The sequence below is a fragment of the Chryseobacterium sp. Leaf394 genome, assembly GCF_001424105.1.
Classification (GTDB): domain Bacteria; phylum Bacteroidota; class Bacteroidia; order Flavobacteriales; family Weeksellaceae; genus Chryseobacterium.
In genome coordinates this window covers 272,329-294,491 of the sequence record NZ_LMQH01000010.1, presented here as the reverse complement: position 1 = coordinate 294,491, position 22,163 = coordinate 272,329, and the positions used below count along the sequence as shown (strand labels likewise).

The 22,163-nt window shown below is 35.9% G+C and carries 23 protein-coding genes; 18 read left to right on the top strand and 5 right to left on the bottom strand.

Features of this window, described 5'->3' with window-relative positions; translation table 11 throughout:
* Nucleotides 1-384 (bottom strand): helix-turn-helix domain-containing protein, encoded by a 384-nt coding sequence (locus ASG21_RS04150; RefSeq protein ID WP_056076315.1) that lies wholly within the window; start codon nucleotides 382-384, stop codon nucleotides 1-3.
* A 107-nt stretch (nucleotides 385-491) separates the two neighbouring features.
* Here ASG21_RS04150 and ASG21_RS04145 point away from each other — a divergent pair, with 107 nt between their 5' ends.
* Nucleotides 492-1,094, top strand: a complete 603-nt coding sequence (locus tag ASG21_RS04145) for an NAD(P)H-dependent oxidoreductase (protein WP_056076311.1) — start codon at nucleotides 492-494, stop codon at nucleotides 1,092-1,094.
* 185 nt (nucleotides 1,095-1,279) lie between these two features.
* Here the strand turns inward: ASG21_RS04145 and ASG21_RS04140 are convergent, their stop codons facing one another.
* Nucleotides 1,280-2,617: a dihydroorotase gene (locus ASG21_RS04140; protein WP_056076308.1), complete on the bottom strand. Its 1,338-nt coding sequence runs from the start codon at nucleotides 2,615-2,617 to the stop codon at nucleotides 1,280-1,282.
* A gap of 122 nt (nucleotides 2,618-2,739) precedes the next feature.
* Between ASG21_RS04140 and ASG21_RS04135 the strand changes: the two genes are divergently transcribed.
* The 8 genes from ASG21_RS04135 to ribA all read left to right on the top strand — a co-directional run bounded on the left by ASG21_RS04135 (nucleotide 2,740) and on the right by ribA (nucleotide 9,674).
* On the top strand, nucleotides 2,740-4,194 hold the full coding sequence (locus ASG21_RS04135) for an oligosaccharide flippase family protein (RefSeq protein WP_056076305.1): 1,455 nt from the start codon (nucleotides 2,740-2,742) through the stop codon (nucleotides 4,192-4,194).
* Between the two features lie 31 nt (nucleotides 4,195-4,225).
* The gene (locus ASG21_RS04130) at nucleotides 4,226-5,251 is read left to right on the top strand and encodes a sugar phosphate nucleotidyltransferase (protein WP_056076302.1); all 1,026 of its coding nucleotides are present in this window, start codon (nucleotides 4,226-4,228) and stop codon (nucleotides 5,249-5,251) included.
* A gap of 89 nt (nucleotides 5,252-5,340) precedes the next feature.
* Nucleotides 5,341-6,186, top strand: coding sequence for a DUF4292 domain-containing protein (locus ASG21_RS04125; protein ID WP_056076299.1), 846 nt, complete (start codon nucleotides 5,341-5,343; stop codon nucleotides 6,184-6,186).
* A complete protein-coding gene (locus tag ASG21_RS04120; RefSeq protein ID WP_056076296.1) occupies nucleotides 6,183-7,745 on the top strand; it encodes a peptidoglycan DD-metalloendopeptidase family protein in 1,563 nt (520 codons plus the stop codon). Before ASG21_RS04125 ends, ASG21_RS04120 begins: the two co-directional genes overlap by 4 nt.
* A 30-nt stretch (nucleotides 7,746-7,775) precedes the next feature.
* The gene (locus ASG21_RS04115) at nucleotides 7,776-7,997 is read left to right on the top strand and encodes a twin-arginine translocase TatA/TatE family subunit (protein WP_056076294.1); all 222 of its coding nucleotides are present in this window, start codon (nucleotides 7,776-7,778) and stop codon (nucleotides 7,995-7,997) included.
* A 13-nt stretch (nucleotides 7,998-8,010) separates the two neighbouring features.
* Nucleotides 8,011-8,622 (top strand): DUF4254 domain-containing protein, encoded by a 612-nt coding sequence (locus ASG21_RS04110; RefSeq protein WP_056076290.1) that lies wholly within the window; start codon nucleotides 8,011-8,013, stop codon nucleotides 8,620-8,622.
* Complete coding sequence (locus tag ASG21_RS04105) at nucleotides 8,619-9,065, top strand: hypothetical protein (RefSeq protein WP_056076287.1); 447 nt, start codon at nucleotides 8,619-8,621, stop codon at nucleotides 9,063-9,065. Before ASG21_RS04110 ends, ASG21_RS04105 begins: the two co-directional genes overlap by 4 nt.
* A 12-nt stretch (nucleotides 9,066-9,077) precedes the next feature.
* Nucleotides 9,078-9,674 (top strand): GTP cyclohydrolase II, encoded by a 597-nt coding sequence (gene ribA / locus ASG21_RS04100; protein ID WP_056076284.1) that lies wholly within the window; start codon nucleotides 9,078-9,080, stop codon nucleotides 9,672-9,674.
* Between the two features lie 62 nt (nucleotides 9,675-9,736).
* Here the strand turns inward: ribA and ASG21_RS04095 are convergent, their stop codons facing one another.
* Nucleotides 9,737-10,258 carry a hypothetical protein gene (locus ASG21_RS04095; RefSeq protein WP_056076548.1) on the bottom strand — a complete coding sequence of 174 codons (522 nt, stop codon included), beginning with the start codon at nucleotides 10,256-10,258 and terminating at the stop codon, nucleotides 9,737-9,739.
* Between the two features lie 117 nt (nucleotides 10,259-10,375).
* Here ASG21_RS04095 and ASG21_RS04090 point away from each other — a divergent pair, with 117 nt between their 5' ends.
* The 8 genes from ASG21_RS04090 (at nucleotide 10,376) to ASG21_RS04050 (ending at nucleotide 17,300) form a co-directional block, all read left to right on the top strand.
* The gene (locus tag ASG21_RS04090; RefSeq protein WP_056076281.1) at nucleotides 10,376-12,064 is read left to right on the top strand and encodes a glycoside hydrolase family 3 N-terminal domain-containing protein; all 1,689 of its coding nucleotides are present in this window, start codon (nucleotides 10,376-10,378) and stop codon (nucleotides 12,062-12,064) included.
* Nucleotides 12,065-12,092: 28 nt separating this feature from the next.
* Nucleotides 12,093-13,241, top strand: a complete 1,149-nt coding sequence (bshA, locus tag ASG21_RS04085; RefSeq protein ID WP_056076277.1) for an N-acetyl-alpha-D-glucosaminyl L-malate synthase BshA — start codon at nucleotides 12,093-12,095, stop codon at nucleotides 13,239-13,241.
* An 883-nt stretch (nucleotides 13,242-14,124) separates the two neighbouring features.
* Entirely contained in the window at nucleotides 14,125-14,553 is a 429-nt protein-coding gene (locus ASG21_RS04075) for a hypothetical protein (protein WP_056076271.1), read from the top strand.
* Between the two features lie 11 nt (nucleotides 14,554-14,564).
* Nucleotides 14,565-14,852 (top strand): DUF6705 family protein, encoded by a 288-nt coding sequence (locus ASG21_RS04070; RefSeq protein WP_056076268.1) that lies wholly within the window; start codon nucleotides 14,565-14,567, stop codon nucleotides 14,850-14,852.
* Between the two features lie 4 nt (nucleotides 14,853-14,856).
* Nucleotides 14,857-15,168: a hypothetical protein gene (locus tag ASG21_RS04065; RefSeq protein WP_056076264.1), complete on the top strand. Its 312-nt coding sequence runs from the start codon at nucleotides 14,857-14,859 to the stop codon at nucleotides 15,166-15,168.
* A gap of 128 nt (nucleotides 15,169-15,296) precedes the next feature.
* The gene (locus tag ASG21_RS04060) at nucleotides 15,297-16,562 is read left to right on the top strand and encodes a DUF2851 family protein (RefSeq protein WP_056076261.1); all 1,266 of its coding nucleotides are present in this window, start codon (nucleotides 15,297-15,299) and stop codon (nucleotides 16,560-16,562) included.
* Nucleotide 16,563: 1 nt separating this feature from the next.
* Nucleotides 16,564-16,785: a PspC family transcriptional regulator gene (locus ASG21_RS04055; protein ID WP_056076258.1), complete on the top strand. Its 222-nt coding sequence runs from the start codon at nucleotides 16,564-16,566 to the stop codon at nucleotides 16,783-16,785.
* Between the two features lie 2 nt (nucleotides 16,786-16,787).
* Nucleotides 16,788-17,300, top strand: a complete 513-nt coding sequence (locus ASG21_RS04050; RefSeq protein ID WP_056076256.1) for a GNAT family N-acetyltransferase — start codon at nucleotides 16,788-16,790, stop codon at nucleotides 17,298-17,300.
* Here the strand turns inward: ASG21_RS04050 and ASG21_RS04045 are convergent.
* Nucleotides 17,297-18,079: a carboxypeptidase-like regulatory domain-containing protein gene (locus ASG21_RS04045; RefSeq protein WP_056076252.1), complete on the bottom strand. Its 783-nt coding sequence runs from the start codon at nucleotides 18,077-18,079 to the stop codon at nucleotides 17,297-17,299. The two genes, ASG21_RS04050 and ASG21_RS04045, sit on opposite strands and share 4 nt — an antisense overlap.
* The gene (locus ASG21_RS04040) at nucleotides 18,076-18,828 is read right to left on the bottom strand and encodes a hypothetical protein (RefSeq protein ID WP_056076250.1); all 753 of its coding nucleotides are present in this window, start codon (nucleotides 18,826-18,828) and stop codon (nucleotides 18,076-18,078) included. Before ASG21_RS04040 ends, ASG21_RS04045 begins: the two co-directional genes overlap by 4 nt.
* 181 nt (nucleotides 18,829-19,009) lie before the next feature.
* Between ASG21_RS04040 and ASG21_RS04035 the strand changes: the two genes are divergently transcribed.
* Nucleotides 19,010-22,147 carry a UvrD-helicase domain-containing protein gene (locus ASG21_RS04035; RefSeq protein ID WP_056076246.1) on the top strand — a complete coding sequence of 1,046 codons (3,138 nt, stop codon included), beginning with the start codon at nucleotides 19,010-19,012 and terminating at the stop codon, nucleotides 22,145-22,147.
* Nucleotides 22,148-22,163: the final 16 nt, after the last annotated feature.

Here is a 22,163-nt window from a genome sequence, read left to right as displayed (position 1 = left end):
TTATTTTTCAAAAACATCTTCTTTGAGATTCTTTTTATGAATTCTTCCCCACTCGGAAAGAGCCATAATCACACTCTTCAACGTCTTGCTGTAGTCTGTTGAAATATATTCTACAACCACCGGAGTCTGTTCTGAATGAACGATTCTTTTCACAAAACCATTCAGTTCCAAATCTTTCAATTCGTTTGAAAGTACTCTTGCCGATATTCCTGCAACGATTCTCTGAAGCTCATTGAACCTGATATTTCCATGCTCTTGAAGTGCTATAATAATTTTGAGTTTCCATTTTCCTCCAATAACATAGATGGCATCTTCTACAGACGAGAGACTTTGCGAACACCGCTGAGCAGTAAGAGGCTCTTCGAAATCAACACTATTTTCCATATAACTATTTTTTGACTAACCAAAAGGTTACTACTAACCTTTAGTTCACTACTAACTTTTGATAAGCAAATGTACATAATTTTGTAGAAGAATTTAAAATTTTAAAAATGAAACAAATTTTGCACATTATCTCAAGTCCGAGAATAGAAGTATCCGCCAGCAGAAAACTAGGAAATGCTGTATTGGAAAAAATTCAGGAAAAATATCCTGGCAGCATCGTCAGAGAGCGTGATCTCACAAAAAATCTCGTTCCTATTCTGGAAGATGTTCACATCAATTCGTTTTTCACTCCTGCAGAAAGCCGTTCGCCGGAGCAGGAAACCATCAATCAGTATTCAGAAGATTTGATTTCTGAATTGCAGGAAGCTGACATTATTGTAATAGAATCTCCAATGTATAATTTTTCAGTGCCTGCTGCATTGAGAGCGTATTTCGATTTCACTTCAAGAGCAGGATATACCTTTCAGTACAGCGAAAAAGGGCCTGAAGGTTTATTAAAAAATAAGAAACTTTATGTCGCTTTCACCTCAGGAAATATTTATTCTGAAGGTCCATATCAGGTTTATGATTCTAATGTTCCTTATGTGAAAAATGTTTTTGGATTTTATGGCGTTAATGATGTGAGTGTTTTCCGTGCAGAAGGTTTGTCAATTCCGGGAGTTATGGAGAATGCTTTAGAGAAAGGAATTCAAAGTATTGTGATTGATTAATTTTCAAATGATTATTAGATAATTTTCTCACGCAGATTGCGCTGATGAAGCAGATTTTAAATATTTATTATCTGCAGAATTTGCAAAATCCGCGTGAGATTTAAATTCTGTCTGAAGCCATTTGTTATTTAAATAAAAAAACGGACTAAAGCCCGTTTCTATGATTTTGTTTTGATGAATAAAAATTATTCAACTTCAAAAAGCAGTCGCTCCCCAAATTTTTCTTCATTGATTTTTCCGTTTTCGTAAACTAAATTTCCGTTGACAAATGTATGGGTAACTTTGGAATTGAAATTCATTCCTTCAAGCGGGCTCCAGCCACATTTGTACAGAATATTTTCTTTGTCAACCGTCCAGCTATCTTCCAGATCAACCAAAACCAAATCCGCTTTGTAACCTTCTCTGATAAAACCTCTCTTTTCAATTCTGAACAAAATTGCCGGGTTGTGACACATTTTTTCAACAATTCTTTCTAAAGAAATTTTTCCGTTTTTAAAATTTTCAAGCATCACGACCAAGGAATCCTGAACCAGAGGTGCTCCAGAAGGGCATTTTGTGTATACGTTCTGTTTTTCTTCCCAGGTGTGTGGCGCATGATCGGTGGCAATCACATCGATTCTGTCGTCCAGCAAAGCTTCCCAAAGTCCGTCTTTGTCTTTTTGCGTTTTTACCGCAGGATTCCATTTGATTAAACCACCTTTTGTATCGTAATCTTCATTGGTAAATGTCAGGTGATGCACACAAACTTCAGCTGTTATCTTTTTATCTTTTAAAGGAATATCATTTCTAAACAGAGACGTTTCTTTTGCCGTCGACAAATGGAAAACATGAAGTCTTGCTCCTGTTTTTTCTGCCAGCTCAATTGCTTTTGATGATGACTTGTAACAAGCCTCTTCGCTTCTGATCAAATGATGAAATTTTACGGGAATATCTTCGCCGAATTCGTCCAGATATTTCTGAGTATTTTCTCTGATGGTTGCTTCGTCCTCACAGTGAACGGCAATCAACATTTTCGTATTGCTGAAAATATTTTCCAGCGTTTCAGGATTATCAACCAGCATATTTCCTGTGGATGATCCTAAAAACAATTTGATTCCGGGAACATTTCTTGGGTTTGTCTTTAAAACTTCCTCCAAATTATCATTCGTTCCGCCCATCATAAAACCGTAGTTGGCAAATGATTTCTGGGACGCGATTTCGTATTTATCAGCCAATAATTCCTGTGTTACAGCATTCGGAACGGTGTTCGGCTGTTCGATAAAACTTGTCGTTCCGCCTGCGATTGCAGAGCGTGATTCAGATTCAATATCGCCTTTATGCGTCAGACCGGGTTCGCGGAAATGTACCTGATCGTCGATGATTCCAGGCAAAAGATATTTTCCAGAAGCGTCTATTATCTGGTCAACATTTTCTTCTGCAATATTTTTTGAAATTACTGAAATCAAATCATTTTCAATCAGAATATCACTTTGGAAAACAAGGTTTTCATTGACGATTTGAGCGTTTTTTATTAAAATTTTCATTATTACTTTTTAGATATAAAGATTTGTATTGCACAAATTTAATATTTTCAAAAGTGATTTTTAAGCATCAATCTGAAAATTATGATTTCTAATATTTACATTTGCATTTTAAAAACCAGAAATTGTATAAAAAATTATTTGGGCAAACAGCGGTTTATGGACTGAGTTCGGTCTTGGTAAGAATTTTCCCGTTCTTAGTTGCACCTATTATTACAAATGCGTATGGTCCGTCGGCTGCATCGCCTTTTGTAGACTGGTATTCAATCGCCGGAGTGATTACGGTTTTCCTTACACACGGAATGGAAACTTCATTTTTCCGTTTTGCACAGGAAAAGGAAATTGACAAGAAAACTTTAGTTTCTACGTGCTCGATGAGTATTTTGGCCATAGGTTTTATTTATTTAATTTTAGGATATACCTTCAGACAAGAGTTAGCGAACGCTTTTGAAACACCCGATCAGGTCAACTATCTGGTGATGTTTCTTTTCATTTTGACGTTTGATGCATTTTCAACCATTCCATCTGCGGTGTTAAGGCTTGAAGGAAAACCACTTCTGTACACAGCATCAAAGGTTATTGGTTCATTGGTTTACTTTTCATTAACTTATTTTTTTATTGTAATTCTTCCGGAATATCCTAACGGAATTTTAGGTTTAAAATATGACCCAGAAATTGGTGTAGGTTACGTTTTTATTGCAAATCTGGTTCAAAGCATAATCACTTTGGCAATTGTAGGAAAGGAGTTTGTGAATTTCAGTTTTAAAAAATTCAATTTTCCGCTTTGGAAAAGGATTATGAATTATTCCTGGCCAGTAATGGTTGCGGGATTGGCGGGAATTATTAATCAGACTTTAGACCGACAATTTTTAAAATATCTTTTACCTGAAAATGAGGCAAAACATCAAATCGGTGTCTATGGTTCGGTATATAAAATAGCAACTTTCATTACCGTTTTCAGACAGGCTTATCAATTAGGTATTGAGCCTTATTTTTTCTCAAGTTTTAAAGATAAAAACAATCATAAGACTTACGCGGTTTTAATGGATGTATTTGTGATTTGTAACTGCTTGATTTTTGCTGGTTTAATGGTCAATTTACAATGGATTTCCGAAAAATATTTAGGCGACCCGATGTATTTTGAAGGAATTGAAATCATTCCTTTCGTCATGCTCGGAGCTTTATTCTTAGGAATTTATCTCAATCTTTCCATCTGGTACAAATTATCTGACCAAACCAGAGTTGGGCTTTACATCTCTTTAATTGGAGCCGCAATTACAATTCTCATCAACTTCCTGTTCATTCCGAAGTACGGTTATTGGGCAAGTGCCATCGCCGCACTCACCACGTATGGAAGTATGATGGTAATTTCCTACCTTTGGGGCAGAATTCAGTATCCTATACATTATAACATAAAAAAAATAGGGATTTACATCATTTTTTCGGTGGCAATCTCAATGATCTCGTTTCACTTTTTCCGTACGAATTATTTTATCGGAAACGGTCTGTTTATCTTCTTTATCGGATTCCTGATATACAATGAGAGAACGATGATCAACAAAATTCTCAGAAAATCATAATTATACATTAAACTATATAAAAGATCAACACATGAAAATAATAGTTCCTATGGCAGGCCGTGGATCAAGACTGCGCCCGCATACACTCACCGTTCCAAAACCTCTTATACCTATTGCAGGAAAACCAATCGTACAGAGACTTGTAGAAGATATTGCCAAAGTGGCTGGTGAAGAAATCGAAGAAGTAGCATTTATCATCGGAGATTTCGGTCCTGAAATTGAAAGATCTCTTCTTAATATTGCAGAAAAATTGGGTGCAAAAGGCAGTATTTATCATCAGTTGGAACCATTGGGAACAGCTCATTCATTGAAATGTGCCGAAGCTTCAATGGAAGGAAATGTTGTGATTGCTTATGCCGATACTTTGTTCCGTGCAGATTTTATTTTAGATAAAAATGCTGACGGTGTAATCTGGGTAAAAAGCGTAGAAGATCCTTCCGCTTTTGGTGTTGTAAAATTAGACAACTACGGTTTCATTACAGATTTCGTGGAAAAACCACAGGAATTTGTATCTGATCTGGCGATTATTGGAATTTACTATTTTAATTCTGCTGAAAAACTGATGAGCGAAATCAATTATATCATGGATAATGATATTAAAAACGGTGGAGAATATCAGCTGACAACCGCGTTGGAAAACCTCAGAGCAAAAGGTGGAAAATTCAGCCTCGGGAAAGTGAATGACTGGATGGACTGTGGTAATAAAAATGCAACAGTAGAAACCAACTCAAAAATTTTGGAATATGAAAGAGAAGCAATGTCTCATTTCCCAATTTCAGCAAATATTGAAAATTCTTTAATCATTCAGCCTTGTTTTATTGGTGAAAACGTAAAAATTTCAAACTCTAAAATCGGGCCCGGCGTTTCTCTGGGAAACAATACTGAAGTGGTGAATTCAAATATTGAAAACTCTCTGATTCAGGAAAATACCAAAATCAACCACGGAAATCTTTCCAATTCAATGATTGGAAATTCTGCGCAATACTTTGGAGTTGCAAGAGAAATTTCTTTAGGTGATTTTTCTGTTTTGGATTTTTCCCCAAGTAAGTCATCTTAAATGAGTATCTTTAAATAAATAATTGCGGACCACACAAAATCTTTTGTGTGGTTTGGCGTTAATATTGCAAAGTTTTAGCAAATTTTTATATGAAAAAATGGATTCCTTTAGTCATTCTTACCTTGTTCATTTTCAGCTGTAAATCCAAAAAAGCGGTGAATGACAGTGCACAGAATTCAGACAGTCTCGTTATTAAAAATTCAGATCCGAATGAACCCATTGATGCCGGTTCAAATGTGGCAGACAGACTTAATTTCTACGAGAAAATTTATCTTCATGAAAAATTTGACTACCTGAAAATATCAAGCAAAATAACGGCTGATAATATTCGGGTGAGTCCGCTTGATGCTACAATCTATATTGAAACCGACAAAAAAATATGGTCGAATATTTCATTTTTAGTAATTCCTGCTGCCAGAGCACTCATAACTCCTGATGGAATTAAAGCAATGGACCGCTATAACAAAAACTACATCGATTCTGATTTTGAATATTTAAATAACCTATTGAATGTTAATTTTTTCGACTACAAAAATCTTGAAAAATTATTAATTGGACGTACATTTTTCACCATCAGCAACCGGAATTCAAAGATTACCAACAATATGCAGGGCTACCAGATGGAATCTGTTTCAAATCTGAAATTCACAACTGCAGGTGGCGAACGTGAATACAAGCTAAACCTACAATACTCAGAAGATTACAATTTAACAGACTTAAAACTGAAAGATGTGAAATCCGATGACGCAGTAGAAATCGTATATTCAAACTGGGAAACGCAGCCAAACAATGTGAAGCTTCCGAAGAATGTTAAAATAATTATAAAAGGAAGCAAAAACAGTCAGATTTTATTAGAAAATACGAATTTTGTTTTTTCGAGGATGGATACACCTTATTCTGTACCGTCTTCCTATAAGAAAATTGAAATCAAATGATCAAAAGAATCAGTCTCATTCTGAGCATTCTCATCTTCGGATTTGTAAGTGCACAGAAAAGCAAGGAACAACTGCAGAAAGAAAGTGCAGATCTGAAGAAGCAGATTGCTCAGATCAATTCACAACTGGCAAAAACCAGAAATGAATCTAAACTTTCTGTTTCCTATCTGACTAATGTAAACCAGAAACTGGCTCTAAGAGAGAAAGTTTACAACAATACTCAGAAAGAAAAAAAGTTTATTGAGAACGAAATATATCTCCGTCAGCTCGAAATCAACAGGCAGAATAAAGAACTTTCTGTTTTAAGAAAGAATTACGCTGAGGTTCTCATTAGAGCTTACAAAAATAAAGGAGTTCAGAACAAAGTAACATTTATACTGTCTTCAAAAAATATTGGTGAAGCACTGAGAAGGGTTCAGTATCTGAAAAGATATGCTGAATATCAGGACAAGAAAGCGGCAGAGATTACCAATGCAGCAGTTGAACTGAAAAAGTCTGTTGAATCTAAGAAAAGATCAGCTGATGCAAAGGAAAATCTATTAGTAAACCAGAAAAAAGATCTTTCAACCATTGAAGTTGAGAGAAAACAAAAGGAGCAGTTGGTAGCTGAATTTAAGAAAAATGAAGGTGTGCTTACCGCTGAACTAAAACAAAAACAGGTACGTTCTAAAGCACTTGAAGGTCAGATCAGATCAATCATTGCAGAAGAAATAAGAATAGCCAAGGCAGAGGAAGAATCCCGAAGAAAGGCTGAAGCTGAGAAGATACGTCTCGCCAAAATTGCAGCAGAAAGAGAAAAGGCGAGAATTGAAGCAGAAAACAAAGCACGTGCAGAAGCTCTGGAAAGAGAAAGAAAAATTGCCGAAGCCGAAGCAAAAAAAGCCAACGAATTAGCTGCTAAAAGAGAAGAAGAAGAAAGAAAACGTACCGCAGATGCTGCAAAAGCCGCGGCTAATGCTAGAGATGAAGAAAGAAGAGTGGCCGCTAAAAAAGCATCAGATGAAGCTAACGAAAAAGCGAGAGAGGCTGCAAATAAATTAAAAGTTGCAAGAGATGCGGAAGCTGCATTAGACAAGAAAAAAGAAGATGAAAAGAAAGTGGCTGAAACAAAAGCTTATACCAATTTTGGGGTTTCATCTGGTATCGCAGGAAACAATTTCGCTGAAAACCGAGGGAAAATAGGTTTCCCTGTCGATAAAGGTCAGATCACGCACAGATTTGGTATTCAGCAGCATCCTGTATTTAAAAATATCAAAGAAGAAAACAGTGGTATTAAAATTTCAGTACCGGCAGGTTCAAGAGCAAAAGCTGTTTTCCCTGGAAGTGTAAATTCTGTAATTGCCAATAACGACGGCACTAAAACAGTAATCGTAAAGCATGGATCGTACTTTACTATATATTCAAATCTTTCGAGTGTAAGTGTTTCGAAAGGACAGCAGGTATCGGCGGGATCGTCAGTTGGTGCAGTTGGTCAGGATTTTGATGGAGCTTATACACTTGACTTTCAGGTTTGGAACGGTACAACACCGGTAGATCCATTAGGTTGGATTTCGTATTAAAAAAAGATTAACTTTGTAAAAAATTTAGACATGTATACATTAACAATATTAACTCCATTTGCTGCCTGGCATTGGATTATCGTGATCCTGGTAGTTTTATTACTATTTGGAGGAAAAAAGATTCCGGAACTGATGAGAGGATTAGGATCTGGTATTAAAGAATTTAAGGATTCTGTAAAAGAAGAAGATAAAACTACCGAGGTTAAAAAAGAAAACCCTGCATCAAACAGCAGCAATACTACTGTAAACTAAATAGTTTTTCTGAATGAATTTTACCGAGACTGCCTGGAAAGTCTTCAATCAGAGTATTGAAGACTATCATGTTTTAGATAACGTAGATACCCCAATAAACAACCCATACGAACTCAACAGTTTGGAACGTATTTTGTATGCAAAGAACTGGATTGACACCGTTCAGTGGCATTTTGAAGATATCGTAAGAGATGAAAATATAGATCCTGCGGAAGCTTTAAAACTCAAAAGAAGGATCGATGCTTCAAATCAGCAGCGTACAGATTTAGTGGAATTTATAGACAGTTGGTTTTTAGATAAATATCAGGATATTTCTCCAAAAACTGATGCTAAAATCAATACTGAAACTCCTGCGTGGGCCGTAGACAGATTATCTATCTTAGCACTTAAGGTTTATCACATGGCTCTTGAAGCAAACAGAGAAACTGCATCTGAGGAGCATCGTGCAAACTGTCAGATAAAATTAGATGTGCTTCTTACTCAGAAAGTAGATTTGTCGGTTTCGATAGATCAGCTTCTTTTAGATATTGAGAACGGGAATGTTAAGATGAAAGTGTACAAACAGATGAAAATGTACAACGATGAGAGTCTTAACCCAATCCTTTATCAAAAGGAGCAAAAATGAAAAAAATCTTTTTATCTGTATTAATTATTATCGTTTTTGGATCCTGTGCAACTGAAAAAGGAAATACTTCTCCCGTAGCAGCAGGAATTACCGATAAAAAAGTGAATAATGGCGAAGATTTTTCAGTGAAAATTTCTGAAAACGCCAATGCTGCAGAAATCAGTAATCTATTGTCTACATTTCCTGTATTTTCTAAAAAAGACGTTAATGAAGAAGTCTCTGCGTTAAAATTCAGCCTTCAGAATTATCTCTATGCAATCGATGCCGGAAATATGAAAGCAAAAGACAAGCAGCTGAAGGGAATGCAGAAATCATATCGGAAAATTCAGAAACTTCGCAAGTCACTTACTACAGACGAAGACAATATCCTTAACAGATATTTGGTAAGGATTAAAACCAATGTTGCCGTGCTTGAAAATTCTGTAAACGGCATATCAAAATAAAATACTTTATACATGATAAAGATTCAGGCGGAAGCTAATGTTCCTACAGAACACGGGACTTTCCGGATGATTGCATTTGCAGAAAATGCTGATGACTGGATGCCGCACATGGCCATCATCGCCGATAAAACAAACCTCAATGAAGCCGTAAATGTAAGATTTCATTCCGAATGTATTACAGGTGAAGTTTTCCACTCTCAAAAATGCGAATGCGGACAGCAACTTGACGCTGCAATGAAATACATGCATGAAAATGGGGGCATCATAGTTTATCTCCGTCAGGAAGGTAGAAATATCGGAATCATTAATAAACTCCGCGCATACTCCCTTCAGGAAAAAGGACTGGATACGGTGCAGGCCAATTTAGAATTAGGACTTCCCGCAGACGACAGAAACTTTGGAGTGGCTATCGACATATTAAATAATCTCGGAGTAAAAAAAATCAATCTGTTAACCAACAATCCTGAGAAGGTAAGATTTGTACAGGAAAGCAACATAGAACTTAATTCAAGAGTTCCGCTTCAGATTCCGGCTAACGATAACAGCCGGGGATATCTTCAGACAAAAAAAGATTTCTTTGGCCATCTTCTTGATGACAATGACAGATAAAACAAAAGCTTCGGAAAGATTTCCCGAAGCTTTTTCATTATAAAAAATTGAAAAGATATTTTTTACTTCTTAAGACTGATTTTAGACTCGTCAATATTATAAAACTTTATTACACTATTGTAATCGTTGTAATCAACATTTGTTCCCTTGCCCGTCTTAGCCGGCACAAGCACAACTCTATATTTAGTCCCCGCATAAAAACTAGCATTTGAGTCTAAATTCAAAGTACCGCTTACAGTAATGGAAATATCAAATTTGCTAAAGTCGAAACCGTAATCTACTACATCATTATTAGCATTGTTAGTGTAGAAAGTATAAGGAAGTAATTTCCATATCGGTGAACCATTATTTGTTAAACCTGTCTGCATATAGATAAGAACTACATCTGATTCTACAAGAGGACCGTCAAACGCTCTGTTGAACTCATATAAATTTGAATTCACTCTAGTGAAAGTTGGTGATAAATCAAAAGCAACGGCATAGGTATCTTCGCTTGGTTGTACCACTACATCATCATTATTATCACAGCTCACTACAAAAAAACTTAGTAATGCGAATATGAAAATAGGGAATAATTTTTTCATTGTAAAAATTTTATATATTTTAATCATTCAAGGCAAATCAAATCTGATACCAAAAAATTTAAAAACTTTGTTAATGCTTATTATTTAGTTGTATTTTTGTCTTTATTCTATTTAAATATGAAAAAATTAGCAAACGTAGCAATCATCGTTTTATTAATTTTAAATGCAAATCTTCGCGCTCAGTATCAGCCAAAAAACTGGCCGAAAGCCGACATCAAAAAAGCGGAGAAATGGGTGGATGATAAATATAATTCTCTCTCCCAAAATGAAAAACTGGGACAGCTCTTCATCGTTGCGCTTTATACCAACAAAGGTGAAAATCACATAGATGAGATCAGAAATATCGTGAATAAAGAGCAGATTGGCGGTCTGATTCTGATGCAGGATGATGCGGCTAGAGAAATCAATCTCGTTAATGAATTTCAGCAAAAATCGAAGACGCCAATGATGATCGGCATGGATGCAGAATGGGGACTGTACCAGAGAATTACCACGGCTCACAAATACCCGTGGGCTATGACACTCGGCGCTATTCAGGATAAAGATCTGATTGAAAAAATGTCTGCCAAAATAGCAGAAGACTGTCACAGAATGGGGATCAACTGGGACTTTGCACCTGTTGTAGATGTCAATACCAACCCTAATAATCCAATCATCGGGAACAGAAGTTTTGGTTCAGAGGTGAAGAATGTGACTAAATCTGCCCTCGCCTACTCTAACGGTCTTCAAAACAACAACATTCTTGCTGCGATCAAACATTTCCCGGGTCATGGCGACACCAGCACAGATTCTCACCTTGATCTTCCCGTAGTTTCACATAAAATCGACAGGCTCAATGAAGTTGAAATTGCTCCTTTCAAAGCTTTAATGAATAAAAACATCGGCGGTGTGATGGTGGCTCACCTTTACGTTCCCGCTTTAGAATCAGGAAAAGGAATTCCGGCATCTGTTTCTAAAAATATTGTGACAGGATTACTTAAAGAAAAATTAGGTTACAAGGGTTTAATTATCACCGATGCTTTAAACATGGGTGCTGTTGCCAATAAATATAAACCGGGCGAACTGGATGCGATGGCATTCAAGGCAGGAAATGACATCATGCTTTTTTCCCAGGGTGTGGCAGAAGGAAAAAGACTCATTCAGAAAGCGATTGACAGTGGAGAAATTCCTCAGGCCCGCGTTGAGGAAAGCGTGAAGAAAATTCTACTGACTAAATATTTTTTAGGTTTAAACCAATACACTCCTAAAAATCCACAGAACATTAATTCTGATCTGAATAATGCTTCTCACACGGCAATAGTTCAGGAAATGTATGCGAATGCTTTGACTTTAATTAAAGACGAGAAGAAACTTTTACCATTAAAGGAAAACACATATTACGTACCTCTGGAAGAAGCATCATACCAAACTTTTGTCAATGAAATGGAAAGTTCTGTGATTTTCAAAAAAGCAAATGAAATTAAAACGATTCCGGCCGGCTCAACGGTTTTGGTTGGTTTTCATAAAGATAATTCTACGGCTTACAAACCTTACAAAATATCTGCAGAATCCAAAAGAATTCTGAATGAACTTTCAAAAAGGCACAACGTTATTTTAAATGTTTTCGGAAGTCCGTATGCTTTGAAAGATGTAGATTTATCTACAATTTCAACGGTTTTGGTGTCTTATGAAAACAACGAAGATTCAATGACAGCAACAGCAAATGCTTTGAAAGGAAAGACGAAAATTCATGGCAGACTGCCTGTTTTAGTCAATGACAACCTGAAGCCTGGATTGGGAATTGACCTTAAGGCAAAATCAAATTAAGTAATCCAAACTAAATTAATAAGTAAAAATGAAAATAGGCATACTTTGCTATCCTACCTACGGGGGAAGCGGAATTGTAGCGACAGAGCTCGGGATGTCTCTCGCCAACAAAGGTTACGAGGTACATTTCATCAGTTCTGCACTGCCTGCAAGATTAGATATTACCAATCCCAATATATTTTTTCACAAGGTAAATGTTCAGACTTATCCGCTCTTCCAGTATCAGCCTTATGATATTGCGTTGAGCTCGATGATTTACAGAGTTGTCAATCTCTACAAACTGGATTTGCTTCACGCTCATTACGCAATTCCTTACGCGTATGCTGCGTTTACGGCAAAACAAATGCTGAAGGAAGACAACAATGATATTCCTTTGGTAACAACACTTCACGGAACCGATATCACTTTGGTAGGTCAGCATCCGAGCTATAAGCACGCGGTAGAGTTTTCTATCAACCAGTCGGATGCGATCACTTCGGTTTCGGAAAGTTTAAAGAAAGACACGCTTCAGTTTTTCAGAATTAAAAAAGAAATTCAGGTGATTACCAATTTTATCGATAATTCTGAATTTGACGAATGCAATGAATGTCAGCGTACGCAATTTGCGAATCCGGATGAAAAAATTCTCATTCACGTCTCCAATCTAAGACCGGTAAAACGTGTGGAAGAGGTATTGCAGATCTTCAAAAGTGTGGAGAAAAAAGTAAAATCTAAACTTATCATCATCGGAGAAGGTCCTGATATGGAAAAAGTGAATCAGTTTCTGGAGCACAATCCTGAACTGATTTCAAAGATCAGACTTTTGGGTAAGGTAAATGATCTTTACAGAATTCTTCAGCTTTCGGATGTCTTTCTTCTGCCTTCTGAGCAGGAAAGTTTCGGTCTTGCCGCTCTCGAAGCAATGGCTGCAAACACACCTGTCATCAGCTCCAATGCGGGCGGAATTCCTGAGGTAAACATTCAGGGGGAAACAGGTTTCCTTGCTGAGATCGGAAATGTAGAAGCGATGAGCAATTACTGCATCAAGCTTCTGAGCAACGAGGAACTTTTAGCCCAGATGAAAATTAACGCCAAGCAACAGGCCATAAAGTTTGATCTGAAAAACATTCTCCCGATTTACGAAGAAATGTACAAAACGACGATTGAGAATTTCAGGGGTGAACTGACGAAAGTGTAAAATAAGAAAGGGCGGAAACGCTCTTTTTTTGTTTTCATTTAAAATTAAATTGACGTTATTAAGATACGCTTAGATGCAGAAGTTTCAGTCTAATAACTGAAAAATTCTGATGAGCAAATACCTTTTTTTCGGCAAACCTGTTGCAGGGGTGCAGGAGACTTTCAAGCCTTCCGGCAAGTTCGTTACTAGGGTGCGACAGGCTCTCCCGAAGCTCCGCAAGTCTGTTACGAGGGTGTTTGAAGCTTGCGGAAGCTCCGCAAACCTGTTGCAGGGGTGCAGGAAGTCTGTAACTGCTGTAATTTTTGTTTTTTTTCGTAAATTCAGTATCTGAATTTTTATGATTTGAAATAAAACCAGCCTACTGCATTTCTTACTTATCTTTCACATATTATATCAAAACTAAACACTTTATAAAATTAATACTATTTCTTATTTTGATTTTTTGCCACACTGCAATAAAAGACTGATCAGATGAAACCTTTTTATAAAGACTTTGCAAAAGGAGAAGAAAATTGGAGTTTCTATTTTGAATTATTTATTGTAGTTTTGAAAAAAAATACTTAAAATATTAATATTCAGTTAATATTTTTACATTTAATCAATTTAAAACACAAATTTACATGAAGAAAAACGTCAGTTTTTATTTTAGTTTACTGTTGATTTCAATACTTTTTTTCAGTTGTAGAACTGAGAATATAATTGATCAAACAGAAGAAGTACACAAGCAGAATCTCATTGTAAAAAGAATAAGCTTCGAAGAGCTTTATAAAGAAATCCCATCCTTTGCGGAAAAAGTAAAAAACCTGAACAGTACTTCTGCTAATAATCAAACATTATCAAAAATTTATACCGATGCAGAAAACGGTTTTTTTTAGATACAGATTTGGCTTATTATGTAGAAGATTTGGCGGGAAACAAAACCTATACTTTCAAAATTGAAAGACCGTCAGAAAGCAACAGCCTTTATCTGGAAAATTTAGTTTTGCATGATATGGGAAATTCTCAGTACAATGCATATATATCCAAATACGATCAAACATCCTTGCAAAACCCTTCATCTATCCCCATTGCAGAACTAAAAAATCATATAACAATCCGGCCGATAGGAAGCAAAAAACATGATGAAATTTTTGGACTTTACAATCCAAATCCTTGCTTTGCCACTACCATTACCGGGATAGAAACAAGCTATGTTGGGGGAACTACCTGCTCTGATCCCGGGATGCATCATACCAACCCGGCAGATTGCGATTGTGGAAGAGTTACTCTAAAAAATAACAATACACAAGTGAATAGAACACCTTGTAACTAATATCAATTATCATGAGAAAAATATTTTTATTTATAATACTTTTTATTTCACTTTCACAAAATGCAAAATCGCAAATAATTATTCCACCAGATCCATATACGGAATATGATCTAGCTTTAGGAATAGATTATCAAGCTGAAGATTTACGCTATTATAAAGATATCAATGGCACACTCAATCCCCTTATTGGAGTGTGGAAAAACAAGACAGGAAACAAAACTTTTAAAGTAACTCTTTGGAAAAAAGAGATGGTTTTATTTGGCAAAAATTATTTTTACATTGACAAAAATTTATGGTGATTATATGGTTATTGAAGATGAAGGACAACCAAATGAAACTGTACTTTTCAATTCAAAATTCCCATCAACTACTTATTCTAATCCTTCCTCACCAATGATTATGCTAATGGGTAGTTATCCTGAACTAAATGGAGTAATATTTGACAACTCTCGTTTTCATATTGACCCTAGTACTTGGAAAGGACTTTTAATACAAATTATAATGTTATCTGGCAATACGACTGTACAATGGAAAACAGCAGAAAGAAAGGGAATTAAAGGAGATAGTTATGTAAATCCCTATATTCCCACAGATATAATTCTTACGAAACAGTAAAGGCAATGTCTATTTAAAAGTACTTACTGAAAAGAAATATAAAAAACACCTACAAACCTAAAACAGCCAGATCAGGGCTGTTTTTTCATCAAAATTCTGTAAATTTATTCCACACAAATTCACAGACGATGACCGAAAAACTGCTTCAATACCTTTGGAATTTCAGGGTCTTTACCAATTTCGACTTTAAGGATACTGAAGGAAATCCTGTAGAGATCATAGATTTCGGAAGATGGAATACAGATTCCGGACCCGATTTTCTGATGGCGAAAATAGAAATTAACGGAGTGACCTTAGCCGGAAACATTGAACTCCACGTGCGATCATCAGACTGGATTTTTCATCAGCATGGCAAAGATCCCAACTATGACAACATTATTCTGCATGTCGTTTACCAGAATGACGCAGACATCGAAGAATTTAAATTTAAAAATATTCCCACGCTTGAGCTGATCAGCCATATCGACAGATCTGTTTTTGCGAAATATGAAAAACTGGAAAAAGAAAGTCAGTTTATTGCTTGTGAAGATTTGTTTGATCCTAAAAGAATTCCCGTTCATTTCTACGAAGAAAGCCTGCTGAAAAAACTGGAAGAAAAATCGGTTGAAATTGAAGAAGATCTGAAGAGATTTAAAAATAATTATGAAGCTGTTCTTTTTCTTAGACTCGCCTACTCTTTCGGTTTGAAAGTAAATGCCCAGATTTTTAAACAGATTGCTGAAAGCATTGATTTTACGGTCTTCAATAAAATTTGTCAAAACAAAACGCAGCTCGAGGCCTTACTTTTCGGAATATCGGGCTGGCTCGAAAAACCCGAAGACGCACAAATGCAGATCTGGAAAAGAGAATTTGATTTCCTGAAAACTAAATTCGGTTTATCAGACCTCATCATCCGACCGAAATTCCTGAGACTGCGACCACCCAACTTCCCTACATTGCGGCTTTCACAACTTGCTGATCTCTACAACAGACATCAAAACCTCTTTTCGAAGATTATTGACGCCAGAAATATGGATGAATTGATTGCTGTTTTTCAAGATATCAAAGCGTCAGACTATTGGGACAATCATTTTAATTTTGGAAAAATATCTCCGGTAAACCAGCCTAAAGTTTTAACTAAAGATTTCATTGACCTGATTATTTTGAATACAGTTTTACCTCTGAAATACACGTATCACAAATATCAAAATGAAGAAATTGCTGATGAAATTCTGGCATTTTACAAGGATATTGTTTCGGAGAAAAACTCCATTTTAGACGGCTGGAAAAATTTAGGTTTAAAAATAAAAAATGCTTTACAGAGTCAGGGTTTGATTTATCATTATAAAAACTACTGCACAGCAAAAAATTGCCTAAATTGCGCTATCGGTTTTAAAATATTAAAAGAGCAGTAAAATGTTGAACAACTTACGTCACAAAATGGAAAGAGAATGGTTTGGAGTACTCACAAGAATGGGTGCCAAGCTGGGAATTCCGGTTTCTAAACTCAGGGTTTTCTTTATCTACTCCACTTTTGCCACGGCAGGTTTCTTTTTTTTAATTTATCTCGGACTCGCATTCACTCTTTGGATAAAAGATATTTTTATAACGCGCCGACCGAGTGTTTTTGATCTTTAAAAATGGAATTCAATCAGATTATTTCACCCGACGATTACAGAATCAAACAGATTTACAGTTCGTACACCTCCTCTTTTCCGGAAGACGAAAGACGCGACTGGATGAAGTTTGTACAGCTTTTCACCCACTCCAACGTGAAGGTTTTTTCAGTTTTTAATGAAAGTGAAAACATCGGTTACGTGATCATTTGGGAACTTTCAGATTTTATCTTTGTAGAACATTTTGAAGTCTTTGCTGAGTTTAGAAATCAAAAAGCAGGTTCAAAAATCATTGATCTTTTAAAAGAAAATCATCCAAGAATTATTCTGGAGATAGAGCCGGAAAACTTGAATGAAGATTCCAAACGAAGATTTTCGTTTTATCAGAAAAACGGATTCAGCTTAATTGACGAAATGTACATTCAGCCAAGCTACGGCAACGGAAAAAAGAAACTTAACCTGTGGCTCTTGGCTAATTTCCAGCCTACAGATTTAGGTGAGACAACAAACGAAATTCATGATGTCGTTTATCATTAATATTCAAGATTATTAGTCTTTCTATATTCGCTAAATGCTGACATCAGATCATTGGAGATCCTTACTTTGTCAAACTTCTTCCGATACTTTTTTGAGAGCATAAAAATGTCTTCTGCATACAGAAGAAAGCGGTCAATTCCCTCATCTCCCATCCCGAATTTCCTGTAATAACTGAGGTCAATTTCCGACTTCAGTCTGGCGAGAAAATCTTTGGTTTCATAATAATTGGCCTTCGTAGTTTTTTTGCTGAAGAGTTTTCCGATGGCATCAGCAACTCCGATAAGATTTACCTGTCCTTCTTTAAAATCGTGCGGCTGAAACGATTTTGGTGTTGCATTTTCCGGTATGGCTTCGGTCATCGGCGATTTCATATACTCATCCATTTTAGAATTTAAAGCAGCAACTCTTTTGGAAACTCCAACATTTTGAGCATCTTTCTCAAGATTACCAGTTGGCTGGAATTTCAATTCTACTTCGGGGATGAGAATTTCGACGTGCCTCATTATCACGGTATTTTTCTCTGAGAAAGATTCTGCAGTTACTTTGAAGTCAAACCGATAGAACCCATCTTTCACAAACCGAATTTCGTCGTTGGGATTGGCTGTGATTGAGAAAAATCCATTTGCATCTGAAAAAACAGACTGGCTTTTATTAAAATTAAAAACCAAAACCTGCCCCTGCAAAGTTCCGTTTTCATCCAAAACAGTTCCTGAAACTGTATTTTGAGCTATTAGAAACGAAGAAATAAAGACAAAAATCAGCAGTAATTTTATTTTCATTTGGCAGTCGTTAATGGAGTTTTATAAGAAGTAATTCTCAGCAAAACGGCACTTTTGAATCTGTTCAGATCCGCGTCACTGGCGTATCCGTACTTTAAAATACGTTTTCTCTCAAAACCGCTGTTGAAAATATAGTAAATGAAATGCTGGATTTGAGAATTTTCAATCTTGAGTTCAGTGAAATAGTCATTTCCCAGAGCCTGAATCAAATAATTCATAAAATCGACATCATCCCATTTATCCTTGATTTTCCCAAAACTGAAAGTACCTTTTGTTACGGGCTGTACAAATTCCCCGGGTTTTGCTGCCAGAACTCTCGGATCCGATTTTTGGCTCATGTATTTCCCTAAGTCCGATTTTAATTTCTGAACCTTTGTCGGGGGATTATAATTTTTTATATCCATTGCAAGATCTCCCGTCAGCCGTTTTTTCAGAACAACTTCCTCAATGGCTACCGGAATTCGTTTGAGCGTAACATTTAAAGGAGATTTCAAATTTTCTGCACCTATTACGGTTTGGAAACGTTCGTAGCCCAGGATTATAAAACGAAGATTGTCGCCTTGCCTTCCGGATATCATAAAGTGTCCGTCATCATTCGTCAGTACTCTTTCGTCTGTACGGATGTTGATTACGGTGACGTTGGGCATTTCAGCATTTTCTTCAGAAACTGTTCTCCCAAAAATATATTCCTGAGCGTGGAAACTGAGGGAAAGGAGAAACGAAAAGAAAAAAAGTAATTTACATTTCACAGGCCATTGTTTTATTCAGCAAATCTAAAATATATTTAGGTTTAAAAATAAACTTTAACCTGCATTAACACGTTTTATCAAAACTTACCAATTTTTGATTCAGAATTGTTAAAATACCAGTGCCTACTGTTAAAAATCAAGCAGAAAATATATTAACTTGCAGTTTTAATTCTCTTTAAAAATGCAAAATTCATATACGGTAATCAATGCTTCTGCAGGTTCTGGGAAAACTTATGCTCTTGTGCAGAGGCTTCTGATGATCTGCCTGCGCTATCCCAATCAGCAGCAATCAATAAGAAACATTCTTGCTTTGACTTTTACCAACAAAGCTGCCAACGAGATGAAAGAAAGAATTCTTTCCTGGTTAGGAAGATTCACTGAAGAAAATTATGCAGAGAATTCAGATTTAAAAAATATTCAGACTGCTTTTGAAGCTGAAGGTTTGAAAATAGATATTCATGAACTTCATTACCGCTCCAAAAAGCTTTTGGATTACGTTCTTCACAACTACTCTACCTTGAATATCGGAACGATTGACCGGTTTAATTCGCGTCTCGTGAGAAGTTTTTCCTACGAATTGGGTTTAGCCAAAAATTTTAATCTTGAAATTGATCCTGAACCTTATTTAATTGAAGCTGTCGATAAAATGCTCGATCAGATCGGGGAAAACGATGTCATTTCCAATTCGTTTATGGACTATGTGGATTACAGTCTTGAAAATAATGAAAGGATTAATCTCAACAAAAATCTCTACGATTCTGCAAAAGAATTCGTGAAAGACATTCATTATGAGAATCTTCAGAAAAATAAAGATTTTGATAATGAAAAATATGAGGACATTAAAAATGGGCTTCGAAAAGAAATTTCAGCCAATAAAAAGAAGTCGCTTGAACTTGCTTTAAATTCTATTCAGCTTTTCAAAGAAAGAGCAATTGAACTTGAAGATTTTGCTCAGGGAAAAAATGGTTTGGGAGGATTTTTTGTAAAAGTTGCAGATTATTACCAGAAAAACAGAAAAGATTTTCCTTTTCCAACCAATGAAGAATCTGCCAGAAACACTTTCGCAAAAGGCGCTGCAGCAAAATCGAAGCATAAAGAACAGGATATTCTGGAAATTCTGGATCAGCTTTTAGAAAACCGTCTTCAGCTCATTAAAATCTTTATTGAAACCCAGAAAAAAGAAAAGATTCTTTCTGCACTTCTGCCTTTAAAAGTAAATAAAGACATTCAGGATGAGCTGAAAAAAATTGAGGAAGAAAACGATCTTGTTTTGCTTTCAAAATTTAATATTTTAATTAATGAAAATCTCAAAAGTGAGCCTTCGGCATTCATTTATGAAAAAGTAGGATCGCAGTTTCACCATTATTTCTTTGATGAATTTCAGGACACTTCTGAATTGCAGTGGCAGAATTTTCTGCCGTTGAGAGATCATGCAGTTTCGAGTGACAACACTTCTTTTACTTTGGTTGGCGATCCCAAACAAAGTATTTACCGTTTTCGCGGCGGTGAAAGTCAGTTGATGCTCGACATTATCAGCAAAAAAGAAATCACACCGAAAGAAGCATCACTTTTGGTTTTAAAAGACAACTGGCGGAGTGCAAAAAATATCGTTAATTTTAATAATGATCTGTACCGCTTTCATTCTCAAAATTTGAATGAAGAACATCAGAATATCTTCGGAAGTGATGGTGAGCAGAATCCAAAATCTTCGTTGGAAGGCCGCGTGAAAATAAACCTCATCGAAAATCTTACGAATGATGATTTTTACAGCGATACTTCCGAAAAAATGCAGAAAGACATTCAGGAAAGTCTGGATAACGGGTTTTCTTTTTCTGATATTACCATTCTGTGCCGTGGCAACTTTGATATTTTCAGTTATTCTCAGAAACTGGGAAATCTTACTGTGAATTACAAAGGCGAAACGACGAATATCAAAACCATTTCTGATAAAGGACTGACTCTTGATCTTTCGAATACGCTGAAAGCCGTCATCGAATTTCTGAGATGGCAGAGCAACAGGAAAAACAAGACGAGCCTGATTATGATGATGTATTTTCTGAGAAAATCGGGAAGAATTGTGATGGACGATTTCACTGTGGGCATGCAGGAAATCCTCAATATTTCTGACCATGATCTTATCGCGGAGCAAATCCAAAAAAAGTATGATGTCAAACTTCATCAGGATGATTTTCCGAAATTCAATCTCTATAATTTTGTTGAGTTTTACATCAATGAATTTTCTGTGGAAAATAAAGAAACCGATTTCCTTTTGAATTTCCTTGAAATGTTATTTAATTTTACTCAAAATGCCGGAGCCAGCATAAAAGAATTTCTGAAATACTGGGATGAGGAAGCTTCGAAACACACCATTCAGGCTTCTGATAATATTGATGCAATTCAGATTATGACAATCCACAAAGCCAAAGGTCTCGAATTTCCTATTGTTTTTATTCCGATGATCAATAAAAACCGGGATGCGGAATTTACCAATTGGTTTGATACCGGAGATCTGGACGTTTTACAGTCAGTCAACATCAGCCAGTTCAGCAAAAATCTGGAAGTGTATGATGAAGAAATCGGGATTTTTAATCAGGAAAATTCTTATAAAAATTTCGTCGACAGATTATGTTTACAATATGTTGCAACTACAAGACCTGTTGAGCAGTTGTTTTTCTATATTCAGAAAGCGAATAAAACATCCAATAATCTTGAGATTCTGGAATTTGTTCAGTCTAAAAACACGGAAAATGCTGACGAATTTGATCTATATCCTGCCGAACCTGAAATGCTGAAGAAAAAGGTTTTTCATAAAAAATCGACATTTAAAACTAAAAATATTACAGAACTTAAAAACCTTAATGAGAAAACAACTTCTATAAAAGTTGCGACGCCATCAAAAAATTATCAGACAAGAATTGAGAAAGTAAGGATCGGACTTTTTGTGCACGAACTTCTGTCGAAAATTAATACCAAAAAAGATATTTCAAAAGTGCTTGAGAAGTATATTCTTGAAGGGCAAATTACGCTGGAAGAGAAAATTGATATCGAAAAAAATCTTCTTCAGATTATAGAAAAACATCAGGAATTTTTTGATGAAAAATGGGAAGTGATCAACGAAAAAGACATTATGATCACTGAAAACGGTATTACAAAGATTTACCGTCCTGACCGGATTTTGAAATATAATAACGAATACGTTATTGTAGATTTTAAGACCGGAGAAGAAAGCGAAAAGAATGATCTGCAGATTGAAAATTACAAAAATGTTTTGGAAAATCTGGGGAGAAATGTTGTGAAAACACAGCTGATTTATATTTGATTTTAAACATTTTTAA